Genomic DNA, 18,053 nt, shown 5'->3' on the forward strand with positions numbered 1-18,053 from the left:
GAACCGCGGATCCCGAAGGATCCGCGGTTCCACGTGGAACGGATGGTCACTCGCCGGCGATGAACTTCTCCAGCAGGAGGCGACCCTCGGTGTCCTCGATCTGCACCGGCGGCGACTTCATCAGGTAAGCCGACGCGGGGATGATCGGGCCGCCGACGCCGCGGTCCTTGGCGATCTTCGCGGCACGGACGGCGTCGATGATGATGCCGGCCGAGTTGGGCGAGTCCCAGACCTCGAGCTTGTACTCGAGGTTGAGCGGGACGTCACCGAAGGCGCGACCCTCGAGGCGGACGTAGGCCCACTTACGGTCGTCGAGCCACGCGACGTAGTCGGACGGGCCGATGTGGACGTTGCGGTCGTCGGCACCGACGTTGGCGAGCGGGCCGTTGAGGTTGGACGTCACGGCCTGGGTCTTGGAGATCTTCTTGGACTCCAGACGCTCACGCTCGAGCATGTTCTTGAAGTCCATGTTGCCGCCGACGTTGAGCTGGTAGGTGCGGTCGAGCACCACGCCGCGGTCCTCGAACAGCTTCGCCATCACGCGGTGGGTGATGGTGGCACCGACCTGCGACTTGATGTCGTCACCGACGATCGGGACGCCAGCGTCCTCGAACTTCTTGGCCCACTCGGGGTCGGAGGCGATGAAGACGGGGAGGGCGTTGACGAAGGCCACGCCGGCGTCGATCGCGCACTGGGCGTAGAACTTGTCGGCCTCCTCCGAGCCCACCGGGAGGTAGGACACGAGGACGTCGGCGCCGGAGTCCTTGAGCGCCTGGACCACGTCGACAGCCTCGGCGGTCGACTCGTCGATGGTCATCCGGTAGTACTTGCCGAGACCGTCGAGCGTCGGGCCGCGCTGCACCTCCACGCCGAGCGTGGGGACGTCGCAGATCTGGATGGTGTTGTTCTCCGAGGCGTTGATGGCCTCGGACAGGTCCTTGCCGACCTTCTTGTCATCGACGTCGAACGCGGCGACGAACTCGACGTCGCTCACGTGGTAGTCGCCGAACTTCACGTGCATCAGACCCGGGACGGTGCCGCTGGGGTCGGCGTCCCGGTAGTAGTGCACGCCCTGGATGAGCGACGTGGCGCAGTTGCCGACGCCCGCGATCGCTACTCGTACCGAACCCATGGGATCCCTTCCTCGGTCTTCTTGTCTCAGTCGTTATCTGTTGCAGCGGCGGGGGTGGGCCCCACGACACCGCGTTCTGCATTGATCAGGTCCGACAGCCACCGGACCTCGCGTTCTACGGACTCGACACCGTGCCGCTGGAGCTCGGTGGCATACCGGTCGACTTCCTTCTGGGTCATCGACAGCTCGCGCTGCACCCGGTCGAGCCGCTCCTGCAGGCGCGAACGGCGACCCTCCAGCACGCGCAACCGGATCTCCATGTCGGTCGAGGAGAAGAACCGGAAGCGGATGTCGAAGTTGTCGTCCTCCCACGCGGTGGGACCGACCTCCGACATGAGCCGGTGGAACTCGGTCGTGCCCCGCTCGGTCACCTGGTAGGTGATCCGCGGACGGCGCGACGTCGCGGTCACCGGGACGGCGACCTCCGAGATCAGGTTGCCGCGGAGCATCTTCTTCAGTGCCGGGTAGAGCGACCCGTAAGAGAGCAGCCGACCCCACCCGAGCATCAGGTTGAGGCGCTTGCGGAGCTCGTAGCCGTGCATGGGTCCCTCGTGCAGCAGTCCGAGGACTGCCAACTCGATGGTGTCGCCACGCCGTGCCATGCGATCTATCGTAGCGATATATCCGCGGAATCTGAACTTTCGATGGATCGACAGTGTCGAGTCAGTGCCGGATAGGGAGACGCCACGCGGGCCCGTACCCTGATCTGCGGCACGCCGGACCGATCCGGACCCCCGGAAGCACCCCCCGATCCACCCCGATCCACCGAGTGAGGCAGGACCTTGGCCGACGGCAAGCGCAAGTCAGGTACGGCGTCGAAGTCGTCGGCGAAAAAGCCCGGCAAGGCGGGGCCGGCTGGGCCGGAGGAGCCGCGGACCTGGAAGCAGCGCCTGCTGACGGTTGCCAAGTGGGGCTCGATCGTCGGCCTCGTGATGGCCCTGGTGATGTCCGGCCTCTTCTACATCGCCTACCGGTCGATCGACATCCCCAACCCCAACGCCGACTTCCTCACCGAGACGACCCACGTCTACTACTCCGACGGCAAGACGACGCTCGGCGACTTCGCGGTCCAGAAGCGTGACGTCATCGACTACGCCGATATGCCCGACACCATCAAGGACGCCGTCGTCGCGGCCGAGGACCAGTCCTTCTGGTCCAACTCGGGCTTGGACCCCAGGGGCATCTTGCGCGCGGCCTTCAGCAACGCGTCGGGCAACCTCACCCAGGGTGCGTCGACCATCACGCAGCAGTACGTGAAGATCCTCTACCTGAGCCAGGAGCGCACCTGGAAGCGCAAGGTGAAGGAAGCGATCCTCTCCCTCAAGATCAAGAACCAGCTCTCCAAGCAGGAGATCCTCGAGGGCTACCTCAACACGATCTACTTCGGTCGCGGTGCCTACGGCATCCAGGCCGCCGCGCAGGCCTACTTCAAGGTCGACGCCAAGGACCTCGACCTGCAGCAGAGCGCTGTGCTGGCCGCGATCCTCAATGACCCCAACAACCTCGACCCCGCCAACAGCAAGGCGGCCAAGGCCGAGCTCAAGGGGCGCTACCAATACGTCATCAATGCGATGGCTGACATGGACACGATCACCGGTGCCCAGCAGAACCGGGCCTACAAGAAGCTGCCGGAGTTCCCCGAGTTCAAGACCGAGGACTCCTACGGCCAGCAGCGCGGTCACGTGCTGACGATGGTGAAGAAGGAGCTGCTCCGGCTCGGCTTCAGCGAGCAGGAGATCAACGGCGGCGGCCTCAAGGTGACCACCACCTTCACCAAGAAGGCCATGGACGCGGCCAAGGACGGCATGGAGGAGGCCCGCCCCGACGGCTACAGCTACAAGAACCTCCACGTCGCGGTCGCGACCGTCGAGCCCGGCACCGGTGCGGTCCGCGGCATCTACGCCGGTCAGGACTACTTGCTGTCCCAGCTCAACTGGGCGGTGGAGGGCGGCCAGGCCGGCTCGACGTTCAAGCCCTTCGCGCTCGCGGCGGGCATCAAGGACGGCTTCTCCCTCAAGGACACCTTCGACGGCAACTCGCCCTACGAGTTCCCCGACGGCAGCGACGTCATCAACGAGTTCGACACCGACTACGGCCGGGTCAACATGATCAAGGCGACCGAGGACTCGATCAACACGGCGTACATCGACCTGACGGAGTCAATGGAGGACGGGCCGCAGAAGGTCATCGATGCCGCGGTCTCGATGGGCATCCCGCCGGCCGAGCCCGCCCGCCCGGCCTTCGGCTTCCCGGACTTCACCGACGGTCTGCAGGCGATCCCCGGGGTGACCCTCGGGTTCCAGACGGTGAGCCCGATCAACATGGCCAACGCCTACGCCACCGTCGCCAACGGCGGCGTCGCGGCCGAGCCGTTCATCATCGAGAAGGTCGTCGATCAAAACGACGACGTCCGCTACGACCACAAGGTCCAGGACCACCGCGCGCTCCCGGAGGACATCGCCTCCGACGTGTCCTACGCGATGCAGGAGGTCGTGAAGGCCGGCACCGCGGCCGGCTCGCTCAGCGGGTTCGCCTGGCCCGCGGCTGGCAAGACCGGTACGGCGACCAACGGTCGTGGCGAGGTCTCCTCGGCCTGGTTCGCCGGCTACACAGCCCAGCTCGCCACCGCGGTCATGTATGTGCGCGGTGACGGCACCGAGCAGCTCAAGGGCTGGCTGCCGGAGTACTTCGGTGGTGCCTACCCGGCGCGCACGTGGCGAGCGGTGATGGAGCGCGACATGGCGGGTCTCGACCCGGTCGAGTTCCCGGAGCCGGCCTACGTCGATGGCGACGCGCCCGACGACGGCCACGAGCCGTTCACGCCGAAGCCGTCGCCGACGAAGACCAAGGAGACGGAGACTCCCGAGACGGAGACGACGACGCCGACCGAGGAGCCGACGACGGAGACCCCGACGACGGAGATTCCGACGACGCCGACCGACACCCCGACGCCGACCGACAACGACACCGACGGCGACGGGCTCACCGACGGCCAGGAGATCATCCGGCGCACGGACCCCAACAACCCCGACACCGACGGCGACTGCATCCTCGACGGCGCCGACGACAACCCGCTCAACCCGGACGTCCCGGTCGAGGGCGGCACCTGCCAACCGGCCGAGGGGGAGAGCCGGGGCCACGGTCGGGCCGCGACCGGCCACGACCGACAGCTGGCGCGCCGCCGGACCCGGCGGGGATGACCTGCGCATGACCCATGTCCACCCCACTCGGGACGACCGGGTGGTGGCCGCCGTCAGCGAGGCGGTCGGCGGGCCGGTCGGCGACCACGCCGGCCGGCACCCCTGGTGGACCCCGACCCGCGTGCTGCTGCTGATGACCGCGGTCATCTTCACGCTGGGGCTCGTGCAGAAGGCTCCCTGCTCGCTCGCGGAGGGCAAGGACCAGCCGTGGGTCTACTCCCACATGTGTTACACCGACCTCCGCCCGCTCTACGTCCCGCGCGGGCTGGCGGAGCTGACGTGGCCCTACAGCCACGACGAGGAGACCCGCAACCGCTACCAGGTGATGGAGTATCCGGTCGGGATCTCCTACTGGGCCTACGGCACCGCGTGGGTGACGCAGAAGATCAGCGGTGGTCCTGACGTCAGCGCCCGGTCAGACCGTCCGGTCACCGACCTGTACGGCGACAAGGACGTCGACCGCGAGCTGACGATCTTCGTCCTGGTCAATGCGGCCGGTTTCGCGATGCTGGCGCTGATAGCGGCCTGGGCGTTGTCGCGGGTCGATCGTGGGCGGCCCTGGGACGCCGCCGCCTTCGCCCTCTCTCCGACACTGATCCTGACCGGCCTCATCAACTGGGACCTGATCGCCGTGGCCCTGGTGGCGGGCGCGCTGCTGGCCTGGTCGAGAGCCCGGCCGGTGCTGACCGGCGTACTCATCGGGCTCGGGACGGCGGCCAAGCTCTATCCGCTGTTCCTGCTCGGCGGGCTGCTCATCATCTGTATCCGACAACGGCGCTTCGGGGCGTTCGGACTCGCGGCGCTGTGGGCCGCGGTCAGCTGGGCGGCGGTCAACCTGCCGGCGGTGCTGACCGGACCCGACGAGTGGAAGGTCTTCTGGTCCTTCAACGCCGACCGCGGCGCCGACCTCGGGTCGGTCTGGTTGATCATCAACCAGGTGCGCGACAGCGGCGTGCAGGTCGACACGATCAACACCTGGTCGTGGGCGTTCTTCGGTGCGTGGTGCCTCGGCGTCCTCGTCGTCGGACTGCTGGCCGGACGTCGCACCGGCCATGTCCCGCGGCTGGCCCAGCTCGGCTTCCTGATCGTCGCCGGCTTCCTGCTCGTCAACAAGGTCTACTCGCCGCAGTACGTCTTGTGGCTGCTGCCGCTCGCCGTGCTCGCCCGCCCGCGCTGGCGCGACCAGATCATCTGGCAGGCCGGCGAGGTCTTCTACTTCTGCACCGTGTGGTGGTACCTCGGCGGCTACCTGCAGCCCGCCGGTGGCGGCGACGTCGGCTTCTACTGGGTCGGCATCGTCGTGCGGATGGCCTGCGAGCTCTATCTCGTCGTCATGGTCGTGCGCGACCTGTTCCTGCCGCAGCACGACCCGGCGGGGGATCGGCCGGAGCCGGAGGAGCTAGGCGATCACGATCTTGTCGAAAGCGGTGGCGGTGTAGCGCACCCGCACGTCGATCATGTCGCCCACGGCCGGCACACGCGCACCGTGCGGTAGGAAGAGCATCGAGGCCTGCATGTGCGGGGGCTCGGCGAAGAGTCGCTGCTTGCCGTCGATGGAGTACGGCGACCGCACGAACCCGACCGCGTCGAGGCCGCCGCGGGCAAGGGTCGCGGCCCGGGCCTTGATGGACGACTCGCCGGTGGGCGCCTCGAGGCCGATGCCGTGGGCGGTGCCGCCGCTGACGACGAGCAGGTGCCCGGACTTCGGCGCGGTGCGGGCGCGGTAGCCGAAGCTGTCGCCCTTCTCGACCGGGTGGACATCGAGGACGGTGGCCGTCACGTGGAGCGCACCGCGATCACCGAGCCAGAGCTGGGTGCCGATGCGCGGCCGGATGGTGAAGTCGCCGTACTGCTCGCGCAGCGTGGTCAGCTCGGCGCCGGTGAGGTGGCTGACCCACACGGTGTCGATGCCGCAGTCGGCCGCGATCGCGTCGGTGAGGAGGCGGCTCACCTCGCCGAGGTGGTTGCCCTGCTGCAGCGGGAGGTGGAGGGCGACGCCCTCGAGTCGCGCGCCGGGGTGGCGGCGGAGCACCTCGCCGGCCTCCCACAGCTCGCGGCCCTCCATGCCGTGGCGGCGCATGCTGGTCGTGCGCTCGAGCACGATCCGGGCCTGGGGCGAGGCGGTCAGGAGCTCGTCGAGGTCGACGAGCCGGCTGACCGTGTGGATCACCCGCTTGGCGAGCGCCGGGTCGAGGGGCTCGATGAAGGGACGCCACGGCGTGAGCACGACGATGTCGCCCTCCCACCGGGTGGCGACCTCCGCGATCTCGCCGTAGGTGCCGACGGCCAGAGCCGTCACGTCGTGGCCGCGGTCGGCCAGCCACTGGGTCTTGCGCGCCAACCGGCCGACGGTGAAGCCGTAGCCGTTGCCCTTCGCGACCGGGACGATGCCGGGGTTGGCGTCGGCGACGGTCTCCAGGTGGGACCGCCAGCGCGTGCCGTCGACAGTGAGGGTCAGGCTCATCGCTACCTCCGGGCCAGGTAGACCTGGAAGGCCTTGTAGAGCACCCGGTTGACGGGCAGGTCCCACTCGCCGGCGTATTCGACCGCTTCGCCGCCGGTGCCGACCTTGAACTGGATCAGGCCGACGTGCGGGTCGTCGGCGTCGAGGGTGTCGGTGATGCCCCGCAGGTCGTAGACCGTGGCGCCCTCGGCCAGGGCGTCGCGGATCATCGCCCACTGGACCGCGTTGGAGCCGCGGACCTCGCGCTTCTCGGTGGAGGAGGCGCCGTAGGAGTACCAGGAGTGCTGGCCGACCCGCACCGCGAGCGTCGCGGCGACGAGGTCGCCGTCGTGGCGACCGAGCCAGACCTTGAGTCGATCGGGTTCGTCGGCGTTGAGGGCGTCGTACATGACCTCGAAGTAGCGCAGCGGCCGCGGGGTGAAGTGGTCGCGCTCCGCGGTGTGCACGTAGAGGTCGTGGAAGGCCTTGAGGTCTGCCTTCGTGCCGGTCGTGACCTCGACGCCCTCCTTGTCGGCCTTCTTGATGTTGCGGCGCCAGAGCTGGTTCATGCCCTTGAGGAGCGACTCCTCGGTGTGGGCGCTCCCGTCCGCGGTGACCAGCGGGATCTGGTAGACGAACTGGGGCTGGCCGGCGGCGAAGCCACCCTCGGCACCCTGGTGACGCCAGCCGAGCTCGTGCAGCTGGGCGACGACGCGCGCGCCTGCGGCCGAGCGGTCGAGCGGAGCCACCTGGCCGAGCTGGTTGACCTCCGGATCGGCGATGCCGTCCTTGATCTGCGCAGCGGACCAGCGGCGGGTCGCGACCGGCGGCCCGATGCGTACGGCGAACGCCCCCTCGCCCTTGAGGTGGCGCACCAGCGGCCCGAGCCAGTCGCCGAGCGCGGCGGTCGACCAGTCGATCACCGGCCCCTCCGGGAGGTAGGCCAGGTAGCGCTTCAGCTTGGGGAGCTGGCGGTAGAGCACCAGCGCCGCGCCGACCGTCGTGCCCTGGTCGTCGACCCACGCCAGGTGCTCGGAGCGCCACTCGCTCTTCACCTTCGCCCAGCCCGGTGTCTGCAGGAAGCTCGCCGACGGGAGGGTCGCCAAGTAGGCGCGGTGGTCGTCGGCTGAGATCACCCGGATGCTCGGCATGGGTGTCAGGCTATCGGCCGGCAAGGTGAACCTGCAGATCGCGAGGGAGGCGACACACATGAGCCACCGCAGACCGCTTTACGGCTGGCTCGGCGCCGACGCGGTGTCGTTGATCGGCACCCGGGTCTCCATGATCGCGATCCCGTGGTTCGTGCTCACGACGACCGGGAGCGCCACCCAGACCGGCCTGGTCGCGCTCGCGGAGATGCTGCCGCTGGTCGTCCTGAAGGTGCTCGGCGGGCCGATCATCGACCGGCTCGGCGCCCGCCGGGTGGCGATCACCTGCGACCTGGCGAGCGTCGTGGTGGTCGGCGCGATCCCGCTGCTCCACCACGCCGACCTGTTGACCCTCCCCGTGCTGCTCGTGCTCGTCGCAGGTGCGGGCGCGCTGCGCGGACCCGGCGACGCGGCCAAGCACTCCCTGGTGCCGCGGCTCGCGGAGACCGCGCAGGTGCCGATGGAACGGGTCACCGGCCTGGGCAGCACCGTCGAACGGACGGCGACCCTCGTCGGTGCGGGGCTGGCCGGCGCGCTCGTCTCCATCGTCGGTGCCGCCAACGCGATCGCGGTCGATGCCGCCAGCTTCGGACTCTCCGCCGGGTTGCTCGCCTGGGCGACTATGTCGATGCGTCCCGTGGCGGAGCCGGACGCCGCCGAGACCGAGCGGACGCCGTACCTCCACCAGCTCCGGCAGGGCTGGGACTTCCTGCGCAGCGACCCGCTGCTCCTCGGCATCGCGATCATGGTCGCGCTCAACAACCTGCTCGACGTCGCGTGGGCGACGGTGTTGATGCCGGTCTGGGCCCAGGAGTACGGCGCCGGGGCGGCCGGTCTCGGGCTCTACTTCGCGGTCTTCGCCGGCGCTTCGGCGATCGGCTCGATCTGCGCGGCAGCCTGGGGAGCGCGACTGCCGCGCTACCCGGTCTACCTCGTCGCCTTCCTGATCACGGGTGCGCCGCGCTTCGTCGTGCTCGCCTACGACAGCCCGCTCTGGTTGCTGGGGTCGGTGGTGATCGCCAGCGGTTTCGCCTCCGGTTTCCTCAACCCGGTCCTGGGTGCGGTGATCTTCGAGCGGATCCCCGCTCCGCTGGTGGGGCGGGTCTCCTCGCTGACGACCGCCATGTGCTTCGCCCTCATGCCCTTCGGCGGCCTCGTCGGCGGCGCGCTCGTCTCGTGGCAGGGGCTGAGCTTCGCAATGCTCGCCGTCGGAGCCACCTACTTCCTCGTGACGATCGCCCCCGCGCTCAGCCCGCGATGGAAGGAGATGAACAAGCGGGCCGCCGACCTGCCTCAGCCCGGATAGGTGACGAACGCTGCGACCCTGAGGGCGGTGATCCTGATGAGCCCGATCTGGGTGCTGTTGCCGCTGCTGCACTTGAGGTCGACGGTCTCGCCGGCGGTGAACTTGTGGACGATCTGCGCGGAGATCGGGATCGCCGGGATCGCGATGGCGCTGCCGCTGGCCGGTGCGGTCGCAGCGACCACGTCCTCGTGGGCGCCGGCGACCAGCGTGCAGTAGGCCTGCAGGTTGGTGCTCAGGGTCTGGCTCGCGGTCACCGCCTTCGCTGTGACCAGGTAGCTGCCCGCGGCCGGGACCGTCAGGGACAGGACGCTCGATCCTGGCGGGCTGCCGATCGTGAGGTAGTCGGCGTGGGATGTCGTGTAGACCGTGCTCCGGGCGCTGGGGCTCAGCTTGGCCGTGACGACGCTTCCGTCGCCGAGGTCCGCGGTCTTGACCTCCCCGTCGATGATGTCGGCGCTGGAGATCGTGTTGGCGGCGTAGGCGCCCCCGGCGCCGAGCGCGATGACGAGCGCGGCGGTGGAGGTGATGTTGGCGTAGTTCCCACGCCGAGGCGACCAACGGGGCAGCTTCATGACGGTCCTCCTGGAGCCGAAGGGGGTGATGGCTCCGACGCTAGGACCGATCGCGGGTCGCTGAGCCCGACCCGGGGCAACTTTTACTCGGCCTCAGAGTCGCTCGCGCAACCAGGCGAAGTCGGCGACGTGCTCGCTCGCGCCTCCGGGCGTCTCGCACACGACCGGCGCCCCGGCGTCGCGCACGACGGCGGCGAGCAGGTCGGGGTCGATCCGGCCATTACCGAAGTTGGCGTGACGGTCGGCACCGGAGTCGAAGTCGTCGCGGCTGTCGTTGCAGTGGACCAGGTCGATGCGGCCGGTGATCTTGAGGACGTCGTCGACGATCGTCTCGAGCGGGTTGCCGCCGGCGTGGGCGTGGCAGGTGTCGAGGCAGAAGCCGACCATGTCGGCACCCTCGGTGCCGTCAATCGCCGCCCACACGCCGGCGATGCGCTCGAGGTAGCGGGTCATCGCGTTGGTGCCGCCCGCGGTGTTCTCGATCAGCAGCGGGATCTTGAGGTCGGTCGCCTCGATGGCCTTGCGCCAGTTGTCGAAGCCCGCCGACAACACAGCCGGGTCGTCGCTTTGTTCTACGTGGCCACCGTGGACGATCAGGCCCTTCGCGCCGATCTCGGCGGCGGCGTCCATGTGCTGCTGGAGCAGCTTGCGGCTCGGGATGCGCTGACGGTTGTTGGTCGTGGCGACGTTGATCAGGTAGGGCGCGTGGACGTAGAGGTCGACGCCGGCAGCCTCGGCGTCGGTCCGCAGCTTGTCGGCGCCACCCTCGTAGGCCAGGACCGGACCCTTGTAGGACTGCGGGTTGCCGAGGAAGAACTGCACCAGGGGCGCGTTGCGCGCCGTCGCCTCGGCGATCGGGTCGGTCTGCTCGACGTGGGCGCCGATCCTGATGGCACTGGTCTCGGTCATGCGGCCAGCCTAGGAGGCACCGCCGACCTTTCCCTTGGCGGCCGTGGGGGTCGCCCGCCGCAGCCGACGGCGGACCGCACGAGCCTCGAGCGGCCCGAGATCGGTGAGTACGGCGACCAGGCCCGCGAGCTGCTCGAGCGCCCCGAGCGCGGAAGCCATGCCGGCCGGATCCACGCCGTCGTAGAGCTCGAGGCCGACGAACGACGCCGCGATCGCGCGGGCGAGCCCGCCCGTATCGACGAGATCGGCGACCGGGGTGTCGGCGAGCAGGCGCGTGAGGACCAGCTCCACCTCGGCGACCCAGAGACCCAACCCGGTGGCGACCGCCCCGGCGAGTGGCCCGTGCGACGGTGCTCCCGCGAGGAGCTGACCGATGAGCGCGACGTGGCCGGCCGCCCGCTCGGTCTCGTGCAGCTGGCGGGCGGTGGCGACGAGCTCGGGCAGTGAGCGGACCTCGGCCAGGGCCTGCCGGTTGGCCTCGACCCGCTGGGCAGCCCCGTGCTCGCACGCCGCGACGAGGAGCTCGTCGATCGATCCGAAGTGGTAGAAGACCAGCGCCTGGTTGACCCCCGCCTCGGCCGCGATGGTGCGCGCCGACGCCTTGGCGATGCCCTGCTCCGCCACCACTTGAAGCGTGGCGTCGAGCAGCTTGTCCCTGGTCGCTGTGCTCACCCATGTCTCCCGTCTTGAGCAATCGCTCAATCGTAGGGCATGATGAAGTTGAGCGAACGCTCAAACAGCCGAGGAGGCATCCATGAGCCAGCAGCGCACCACCCCCGGGATCGACGGCTACCTGCTCGCCTACCTGATCAGCGTTGGCTGCGTCGTGCTGTTCGTGGTCGCGGTCGAGGTGGCGTTCGAGCCCGACAACGCGGTCTACGCCCCGGCGATGGTGGTGGTGATGTCCGCCTACGCAGGGGTGTTGTCGCTCCCCTTCGCCCTCGTCGGCATCCCGCTGGTCCATGTCGTGGCGAGCCCCTGTCGGACGCAGACCGCGCAGGTCCTCCTCACTGGTGTCGTGACCGTCGTGCTCGTCAGCCTCGGAAGCGCGTGGATCCTGGGGTCGCTCCTGGGCGGCGCGATCGTCGGTGTGCCGACCGCCTGCGCGACGATGATCGGCCGGGCCGCGGTGATCCCGTTGGTCACGCACCGACGCCTCGTCGAATTGCGGGCACAGGAGCAGTTGCAGCCCTAACGTTCTCTCCGTGACTCCCCTGCAGATCGAGGCCGGCGGCCAGAGCTTCATGTTCGACGGGACGAAGGTCGTGACCATCGGCCGCGACCCCAACTGCGACATCACCCTGATGGGAGGCACGGTCTCGCGCCAGCACGCCGAGATCCGCCCCGACGCGACCGGGTGGACCCTGGTCGACACCGGCAGCTCGAGCGGCACCTTCCACCACGGCACCCAGGTCTCCGAGGTCCGGCTGACCGGCCAGGGCACCCTGCGCATCGGTGGCCTCGAGGGTGAGCAGCTCACCTACTCGATCGCGGGCGCCCGACCTGCTGCTCCCCTCCCCGAGGCGGCGCTGCCCGCGCCGGGGCTCCAGCAGACGATCGTGCCGGGAGGCGCCGTACCGGGGTCGTTCGTGCCTGGTCCCGCGCTGCTGGTGCGCACGGGCGGTCAGAGCAAGCGTTTCGTCCCCGGCACGATGGTGCGGATCGGTCGCGACCCGGCCAACGAGGTTGTCACCGACGACGCGGCGGTCTCGCGGCTGCACGCCGTGGTCGAGAGCCGGCCCGACGGGTGGTGGTACGTCGACCGCTCGACCGCCGGCACGTTCGACGGCGAGGACCGGGTCACCGCGGTCAAGGTGATCGAACCGCTGACCCTGATGCTGGGTCACCCGACGGCCGGCATCGAGGTCGAGGTCGTGCCGATCGTCGATGCACGCCAGGCGCAGAAGGAGCTCGCCGGCAAGAAGCGCAAGCGGACCGCAGCCCTTGTCGGGGGCATCGTCGGGGGCCTGGTGATCGTCGGCGGCGGCGTGACGGCGGCCGTCGTACTTGCTGGTGGCGACGACGAGAAGGGCGGCAAGGACGAGCCGACCGCACAGAGCGGACTGACGACCGAGGAGCTCACCCGCGCCAAGCTCGCGACCGTGCTGATCATCGCCCTCGACGCCAACGGCGAGGTCACGAGCAAGGGTTCCGGCGCGATCGTCAGCGAGGACGGCAAGATCCTGACCGCCGCCCACGTGGGTGACCCGACGACGCCGGGGGCGCTCTTCCCGGAGGAGGGCGAGGGCCCCTCGTCGTACCAGATCGCCCTGGTGTCCGCGGAGGACGACAAGCCCGCGGCGCCGGAGTACATCGCCGAGCCTGTCGTCTCCGACGGCCCGCTCGACCTCACGATCATGCAGATCACCGGCGACGTGGCGGGCAACCCGATCGCGCCGGCCGACCTCGACCTGCCCGAGCCGCTCGCGCTCGGCAACATCGATGACGTGCACACCGGTGACAGCATCACGGCGCTCGGCTTCCCGGGCGTCGCCCACGTGGCGACGACCGAGGACTTCACCCAGAACGCCCTCACCGTCACCCGCGGCGTGGTCTCGACCTTCCTCGGTGATGAGCCGATCGACCCGGCGCGAGCCTGGATCGACAGCGACGTGCGGATCGGGTCGGGCAACTCCGGCGGTCCGTCGATCAACGACGACGGCGAGATCATCGGCATCAACGACAACGTCGTGACCGACATGACCGTCGGCGACTCCGGTGCGGGCGGCAGCTTCACCGGTGGTTCGGCGCGACTGCGGCCGGTCAACTTCGCCGAAGCCCTGCTGGCCGCTGCCCAGCAGGGCACGGACTACGTCTCGCCCTACCTCGGCGACGTGCCCGAGCAGGAGGTGCCGGGGCAGGCCACCATCGAGGCGCTCGGCTGGGCCTCGGAGGGGAGTCAGGGCTGCGCCGCCGACACCGACGTGCTGCCCTACCCGCCGGGCGAGGAGCCGATCTACGCCGAGTGGGACTTCCGGGGCGTCCCCGAGGGCACCACGCTGTCGCTCACGTTGGTGGGTGTCGACGGCTCGGCGCTCTACAGCGACTCGATCGTCGCCGGCGGCACCGACGGTTGCTTCTCCTACCAGGTGGTCGTGGGCGGCGTGGGTGTTGAGGGCATCGACGCGGTGCTGACCGGTGACGGCGGCTTCGAGGTGCACAACCAGGTCACTCTGCAGTGACCATCGCGGATTCGTTGCGCGCCTCCCGCGGTTGCTAACCTGACCCGTCGCCCTCCCAAAGGGGGAGTGGTGACAGCAGAGCCCTCCTGCCACGGAAAGTCCGTGGCCGCCTAGTCCAGAGGAGGTGGAGACCGCTTTGCGTGCATACGAAGTCATGGTCATCCTCGACCCGAGCCTCGACGAGCGCACTGTTGAGCCGTCGCTCGACAAGTACCTCAACGTCATCCGTAACGATGGCGGCACCGTCGACAACGTCGACATCTGGGGCCGTCGCCGTCTGGCGTACGAGATCAACAAGAACGCCGAAGGCATCTACGCCGTCATCAACCTGACGGCCACGCCCGCCACGGTGGCTGAGTTCGACCGCCAGCTCGGTCTGAACGAGGCGATCCTGCGCACGAAGGTCCTGCGTCCGACCGTCTGACCGCGCGGCGCTGTGGACTGGCCCTACCGATTGTCGGCAGGTCAGTACACGATGAGCGCCACACGATCACTCGATCACGAACGCTAGGGAGACCTGAAATGGCAGGCGAGACCGTCATCACCGTCGTCGGCAACCTTGTCGACGACCCGGAGCTGCGCTTCACCCCGTCGGGTGCGGCTGTGGCGAACTTCCGGATCGCGTCGACGCCGCGCACCTTCGACAAGCAGACCAACGACTGGAAGGACGGCGACGCGCTGTTCCTCTCCTGCTCGGTCTGGCGCCAGGCTGCGGAGAACGTCGCGGAGTCCCTCACCAAGGGCATGCGCGTCGTGGTCCAGGGCCGGTTGAAGTCGCGGCAGTACGAGACGCGCGAGGGTGAGAAGCGCACCGTCTTCGAGATCGAGGTCGAGGAAGTCGGCCCGTCCCTGAAGTACGCCACGGCCAAGGTCGCCCGCGCCCAGCGCTCCGGCGGTGGTGGCGGCGGCTACGGCGGCGGCAACGGTGGCGGCGGCCAGGGTGGCGGCGGCTACGGCGGCGGCGCACCTGCGTCCGACCCGTGGGCCTCGTCGGCTCCGGCCGGCAACCAGGGCGGCGGCGCGCCGGCCGGTGACCCGTGGGGAGCCCCGGGCGTCGGCAGCGAAGAACCGCCGTTCTGATCTAGCAATACATCAACCAACAACCATTCCGCTCCCACTCGACTGGCGGGGGCGGGCTCTGAGGAGGAGCACCACAATGGCCAAGGCAGTCATCCGCAAGCCGAAGAAGAAGGTTTGCCAGTTCTGCAAGGAGAAGGCGACCGGTGTCGACTACAAGGACGCCACCCTTCTCCGCAAGTTCATCTCCGACCGCGGCAAGATCCGCGCGCGTCGCGTGACCGGCAACTGCGTCCAGCACCAGCGCGACGTGGCCATTGCGGTCAAGAACGCTCGCGAGGTCGCCCTGCTGCCCTACACGGCCGCTGGCCGCTGACCCGGGCTGAAGGAGGAGAAGAACTCATGAAGATCATCCTGACCCAGGAAGTCGACGGCCTCGGTGCCGCCGGCGACGTGGTCGAGGTCAAGAACGGCTACGGCCGCAACTTCCTGCTCCCGCAGGGATTCGCGATCCGCTGGAGCCGTGGCGCCCAGACCGAGGCCGACGCGATCAAGGCGGCCCGTTCCGCTCGCGCCGTCCGCGACGCGGCCCACGCGACCGAGATCAAGGCCAAGCTCGAGCAGGGCACGGTCGACGTCAAGGTCAAGGCGGGCCAGGGCGGCCGTCTGTTCGGTGCCGTCACCGTCGGTGACGTGGCGTCGGCCCTCGGCGAGGTTGCCGGCGAGTCGATCGACAAGCGCACCATCGTCCTCGGCAACACGATCAAGACCCTCGGTGCCCACCAGGTCTCGGTCAAGCTGCACGACGACGTGTCGGCCGCGGTCGCGCTCAACGTGATCCCTGCCTGACACCTACGCAGTCGCTGACGAGCGGCCGGTCCCGATGGGGCCGGCCGCTCGTTGCATTTCGGGTGTCCGTTTCCCAAGGGATGTAGTCGAACGAATGGTTCCCAGTGCGAATTCACACGGGGAAGCGATCACTCGGCTACATCCCTTGGGAAACGGACCTCATTCCGCCCCAGGCTCTCCTGCAGCCTCAGCCTCCACGGGCGCGCCCGCCCAGGGCCGGCTCCCGTAGATGAAGAACAGGACGACCAGGACGATCTGGACGATCTCGGCGGTGATCTCGCCCGCGTTGCCGACCTCCTCGATCCCGCCACCGAAGGCGACGGGCGGAGCGGCGAGGACGAAGAGCAGCGCGAGCGCGGAGAGGTTGAACGTCGAGGCTGCGACGGTCGCCTTCTGCTTGAGCGCGGCGGCGCTGAGCTCGTAGCAGAGGACGGCGAAGAAGCTGAAGCGCGGCACGTCGGCGGTCCAGCCGAGCGACGGGTCGGTCGCCACCCAGCGGGCGACCGCCGGCACGACGAGCGCGATCGAGAAGACCATGGCCGTGGCGCCGAGGAAGCGAAGGATGCCGATCCGGGCGTCGTCGAGGACGGCGGCGAGGCTGACCAGGCCGATGAGGACGAAGAGCCAGCCGAGCGGGTCGGGCATCGGGTCGAAGGTGTCGGGCTTGGCGCCGGTCGGGCCGAGGGCGACCAGGATCAGGCCGAAGGCCATGGCGTAGAGCGGCTTCATCGGGACGCTCCGGTGACGAGCCAACGGTCACCCGCAGCGCGGCGGGTGAGGGTGAGGAACCGGCCCCCCATGAACACCACGGAGAAGACCGCCCACAGCCAGGGCAGCCCACCGCCCACCCAGTCGTCGGCGATCGCCGCAGCACCCAGCACGAGCGGAGCGTAGCCGCCGAGCACGGCGAGCCCCGCCCAGGCCAGGTAGCGACCGTCGCCGGCGCCGATCAGGACGCCGTCGAGGACGAAGACCACGCCGGCGACCGGTTGGGCGACGGCGGCGATGACCAGGACCGGGATCAACGCGTCGCGTACGGCTTGGTCGGGCGTGAAGAGCACGCCGAGGACCGGGCTGAGCGCCGCGAGCCCGATGCCGGTGACCACTCCGCCGACCACACCCCAGCCGACCATCCGACGGGTCACGGCACGGGCGGCCGCGACGTCGCCGGCGCCGAGGTGGCGTCCGGTGATCGCCTGGGCGGCGATCGCGATGGCGTCGAGCACGAAGGCGAGGAACCCCCAGATCGTCATCGCCAGCTGATGGGTGGCGATCGGCACCGCCTGATCGGCGTGCGACCGAGCGGTCAGCACGACGGCGAAGGTGGTCACGAGGAGCGAGGCGCGCAGGGTCAGGGTGCGGACCAGCAGGGCGACGCCCGCGCGTGCCGCCGTGCGGATGCCGGGGAGGTCCGGACGCAATGAGGCGCCCTCGCGACGCGCCGCCACGACGACGACCGCGACGAGGGCCGCCGCCGACCCGACCTGCGCCACCACCGAGCCCAGGGCCGAGCCGGCGATGTCGAGGCGCGGGACGGGCCCGACGCCGTACACGAGGAGAACGTTGAGGACCAGGTTGGCGATGTTGCCGACCACGGCGACCACGAGCGGGGTGCGGGTGTCCTGAAGACCGCGGAGCACGCCGGTCGCGGCGAGCATGAGGAGGAGGGGGGTGACACCGAGCAGGGCGACGCGGAGGTACGTCGCCCCCTGGTCGCCGACCGCCTCCCCGGCGCCGAACGCGCTGATCAGGGGTTCGGTGAAGGCGATGGCGACGGCCGTCGTCGGCACTCCGATGACGACCGCGAGCCACAGCCCGTCGATGCCCTGGGCCAATGCTGCCTGCCGCCGTCCAGCGCCGAGCTGGCGTGCCACCCCGGCGGTCGTGCCGTAGGCCAAGAAGATGCACAGGCCGACGAGCGTCTGCAGGACGGTGGCCGCGATCCCGAGTCCGGCGAGCTCCCGGGTGCCGAGGTGACCGACCACCGCAGCGTCCCCGAGGAGGAAGAGCGGCTCGGCGACGAGCGCGAGGAAGGCCGGTACGGCGAGCCGCCCGATCTCCCGGTCGTCAGCCGTCAGTCGGAGCCGACCCACGGCGACCTCCGGACTGTGGATATCGTCCCGGACGGCCCACGGGGGCGCTGACGGGCCGGCTACGGCCAGATGACGTCCAGGTGAACGAGATTTCTGGCCAAAAATCTTGGTTCCACAGGTGTGCATTTACGTTTCCGCAGGTCAGGAGGGGGGTGACCCCTTCGTGACGCATCAGTTCCACAGACTTCTCCCCAACCCGTGC

Annotated in this window: 18 protein-coding genes; 9 read left to right on the forward strand and 9 right to left on the reverse strand. The window is 69.4% G+C overall.

Annotated elements, in window-relative coordinates; genetic code table 11:
- Nucleotides 1–46 precede the first annotated feature (46 nt).
- Together F0U44_RS20685 and F0U44_RS20690 are read right to left on the reverse strand one after the other, a co-directional pair.
- A complete protein-coding gene (locus F0U44_RS20685; RefSeq protein ID WP_149730287.1) occupies nucleotides 47–1,132 on the reverse strand; it encodes an inositol-3-phosphate synthase in 1,086 nt (361 codons plus the stop codon).
- A gap of 26 nt (nucleotides 1,133–1,158) precedes the next feature.
- Entirely contained in the window at nucleotides 1,159–1,734 is a 576-nt protein-coding gene (locus F0U44_RS20690; RefSeq protein WP_149730288.1) for a PadR family transcriptional regulator, read from the reverse strand.
- 180 nt (nucleotides 1,735–1,914) lie between these two features.
- Between F0U44_RS20690 and F0U44_RS20695 the strand changes: the two genes are divergently transcribed.
- Both F0U44_RS20695 and F0U44_RS20700 read left to right on the forward strand, forming a co-directional pair.
- Nucleotides 1,915–4,332 (forward strand): transglycosylase domain-containing protein, encoded by a 2,418-nt coding sequence (locus F0U44_RS20695; RefSeq protein ID WP_149730289.1) that lies wholly within the window; start codon nucleotides 1,915–1,917, stop codon nucleotides 4,330–4,332.
- Nucleotides 4,333–4,339: 7 nt separating this feature from the next.
- Complete coding sequence (locus F0U44_RS20700) at nucleotides 4,340–5,827, forward strand: glycosyltransferase family 87 protein (RefSeq protein ID WP_149730290.1); 1,488 nt, start codon at nucleotides 4,340–4,342, stop codon at nucleotides 5,825–5,827.
- Here F0U44_RS20700 and F0U44_RS20705 read toward each other — a convergent pair.
- Nucleotides 5,732–6,796 (reverse strand): alanine racemase, encoded by a 1,065-nt coding sequence (locus F0U44_RS20705; RefSeq protein WP_149730291.1) that lies wholly within the window; start codon nucleotides 6,794–6,796, stop codon nucleotides 5,732–5,734. The two genes, F0U44_RS20700 and F0U44_RS20705, sit on opposite strands and share 96 nt — an antisense overlap.
- Nucleotides 6,797–6,798: 2 nt before the next feature.
- Entirely contained in the window at nucleotides 6,799–7,926 is a 1,128-nt protein-coding gene (locus F0U44_RS20710) for a lipid II:glycine glycyltransferase FemX (RefSeq protein ID WP_188113598.1), read from the reverse strand.
- A 58-nt stretch (nucleotides 7,927–7,984) separates the two neighbouring features.
- Here F0U44_RS20710 and F0U44_RS20715 point away from each other — a divergent pair, with 58 nt between their 5' ends.
- Complete coding sequence (locus F0U44_RS20715) at nucleotides 7,985–9,229, forward strand: MFS transporter (protein ID WP_149730292.1); 1,245 nt, start codon at nucleotides 7,985–7,987, stop codon at nucleotides 9,227–9,229.
- On the opposite strand, the gene F0U44_RS20720 is transcribed toward F0U44_RS20715, so the two are convergent.
- The 3 genes from F0U44_RS20720 to F0U44_RS20730 all read right to left on the reverse strand — a co-directional run bounded on the left by F0U44_RS20720 (nucleotide 9,217) and on the right by F0U44_RS20730 (nucleotide 11,382).
- Entirely contained in the window at nucleotides 9,217–9,801 is a 585-nt protein-coding gene (locus F0U44_RS20720; protein WP_149730293.1) for a hypothetical protein, read from the reverse strand. The two genes, F0U44_RS20715 and F0U44_RS20720, sit on opposite strands and share 13 nt — an antisense overlap.
- Before the next feature lie 93 nt (nucleotides 9,802–9,894).
- Nucleotides 9,895–10,710, reverse strand: a complete 816-nt coding sequence (locus F0U44_RS20725) for a deoxyribonuclease IV (RefSeq protein WP_149730294.1) — start codon at nucleotides 10,708–10,710, stop codon at nucleotides 9,895–9,897.
- Nucleotides 10,711–10,719: 9 nt separating this feature from the next.
- A complete protein-coding gene (locus F0U44_RS20730) occupies nucleotides 10,720–11,382 on the reverse strand; it encodes a TetR/AcrR family transcriptional regulator (RefSeq protein ID WP_149730295.1) in 663 nt (220 codons plus the stop codon).
- An 82-nt stretch (nucleotides 11,383–11,464) separates the two neighbouring features.
- Here F0U44_RS20730 and F0U44_RS20735 point away from each other — a divergent pair, with 82 nt between their 5' ends.
- From F0U44_RS20735 to rplI, 6 genes are all read left to right on the forward strand, one after another.
- Entirely contained in the window at nucleotides 11,465–11,905 is a 441-nt protein-coding gene (locus tag F0U44_RS20735; RefSeq protein ID WP_149730296.1) for a hypothetical protein, read from the forward strand.
- A 10-nt stretch (nucleotides 11,906–11,915) separates the two neighbouring features.
- Nucleotides 11,916–13,892, forward strand: coding sequence for an FHA domain-containing protein (locus F0U44_RS20740; RefSeq protein WP_149730297.1), 1,977 nt, complete (start codon nucleotides 11,916–11,918; stop codon nucleotides 13,890–13,892).
- A gap of 136 nt (nucleotides 13,893–14,028) precedes the next feature.
- On the forward strand, nucleotides 14,029–14,316 hold the full coding sequence (gene rpsF / locus F0U44_RS20745; RefSeq protein WP_149730298.1) for a 30S ribosomal protein S6: 288 nt from the start codon (nucleotides 14,029–14,031) through the stop codon (nucleotides 14,314–14,316).
- Nucleotides 14,317–14,414: 98 nt separating this feature from the next.
- The gene (locus F0U44_RS20750) at nucleotides 14,415–14,972 is read left to right on the forward strand and encodes a single-stranded DNA-binding protein (RefSeq protein ID WP_149730299.1); all 558 of its coding nucleotides are present in this window, start codon (nucleotides 14,415–14,417) and stop codon (nucleotides 14,970–14,972) included.
- Nucleotides 14,973–15,048: 76 nt separating this feature from the next.
- Nucleotides 15,049–15,285 carry a 30S ribosomal protein S18 gene (rpsR, locus tag F0U44_RS20755; protein ID WP_149730300.1) on the forward strand — a complete coding sequence of 79 codons (237 nt, stop codon included), beginning with the start codon at nucleotides 15,049–15,051 and terminating at the stop codon, nucleotides 15,283–15,285.
- Between the two features lie 26 nt (nucleotides 15,286–15,311).
- Nucleotides 15,312–15,758 carry a 50S ribosomal protein L9 gene (rplI, locus tag F0U44_RS20760; protein WP_149730301.1) on the forward strand — a complete coding sequence of 149 codons (447 nt, stop codon included), beginning with the start codon at nucleotides 15,312–15,314 and terminating at the stop codon, nucleotides 15,756–15,758.
- 159 nt (nucleotides 15,759–15,917) lie between these two features.
- Here the strand turns inward: rplI and F0U44_RS20765 are convergent, their stop codons facing one another.
- Both F0U44_RS20765 and F0U44_RS20770 read right to left on the reverse strand, forming a co-directional pair.
- Complete coding sequence (locus tag F0U44_RS20765; RefSeq protein ID WP_149730302.1) at nucleotides 15,918–16,487, reverse strand: hypothetical protein; 570 nt, start codon at nucleotides 16,485–16,487, stop codon at nucleotides 15,918–15,920.
- Nucleotides 16,484–17,851 carry an MATE family efflux transporter gene (locus F0U44_RS20770; RefSeq protein ID WP_246160724.1) on the reverse strand — a complete coding sequence of 456 codons (1,368 nt, stop codon included), beginning with the start codon at nucleotides 17,849–17,851 and terminating at the stop codon, nucleotides 16,484–16,486. The genes F0U44_RS20765 and F0U44_RS20770 overlap by 4 nt, the downstream gene beginning before the upstream one ends.
- Nucleotides 17,852–18,053: the final 202 nt, after the last annotated feature.

This window comes from Nocardioides humilatus (assembly GCF_008373755.1).
GTDB classification, from domain to species: Bacteria; Actinomycetota; Actinomycetes; order Propionibacteriales; family Nocardioidaceae; genus Nocardioides; species Nocardioides humilatus.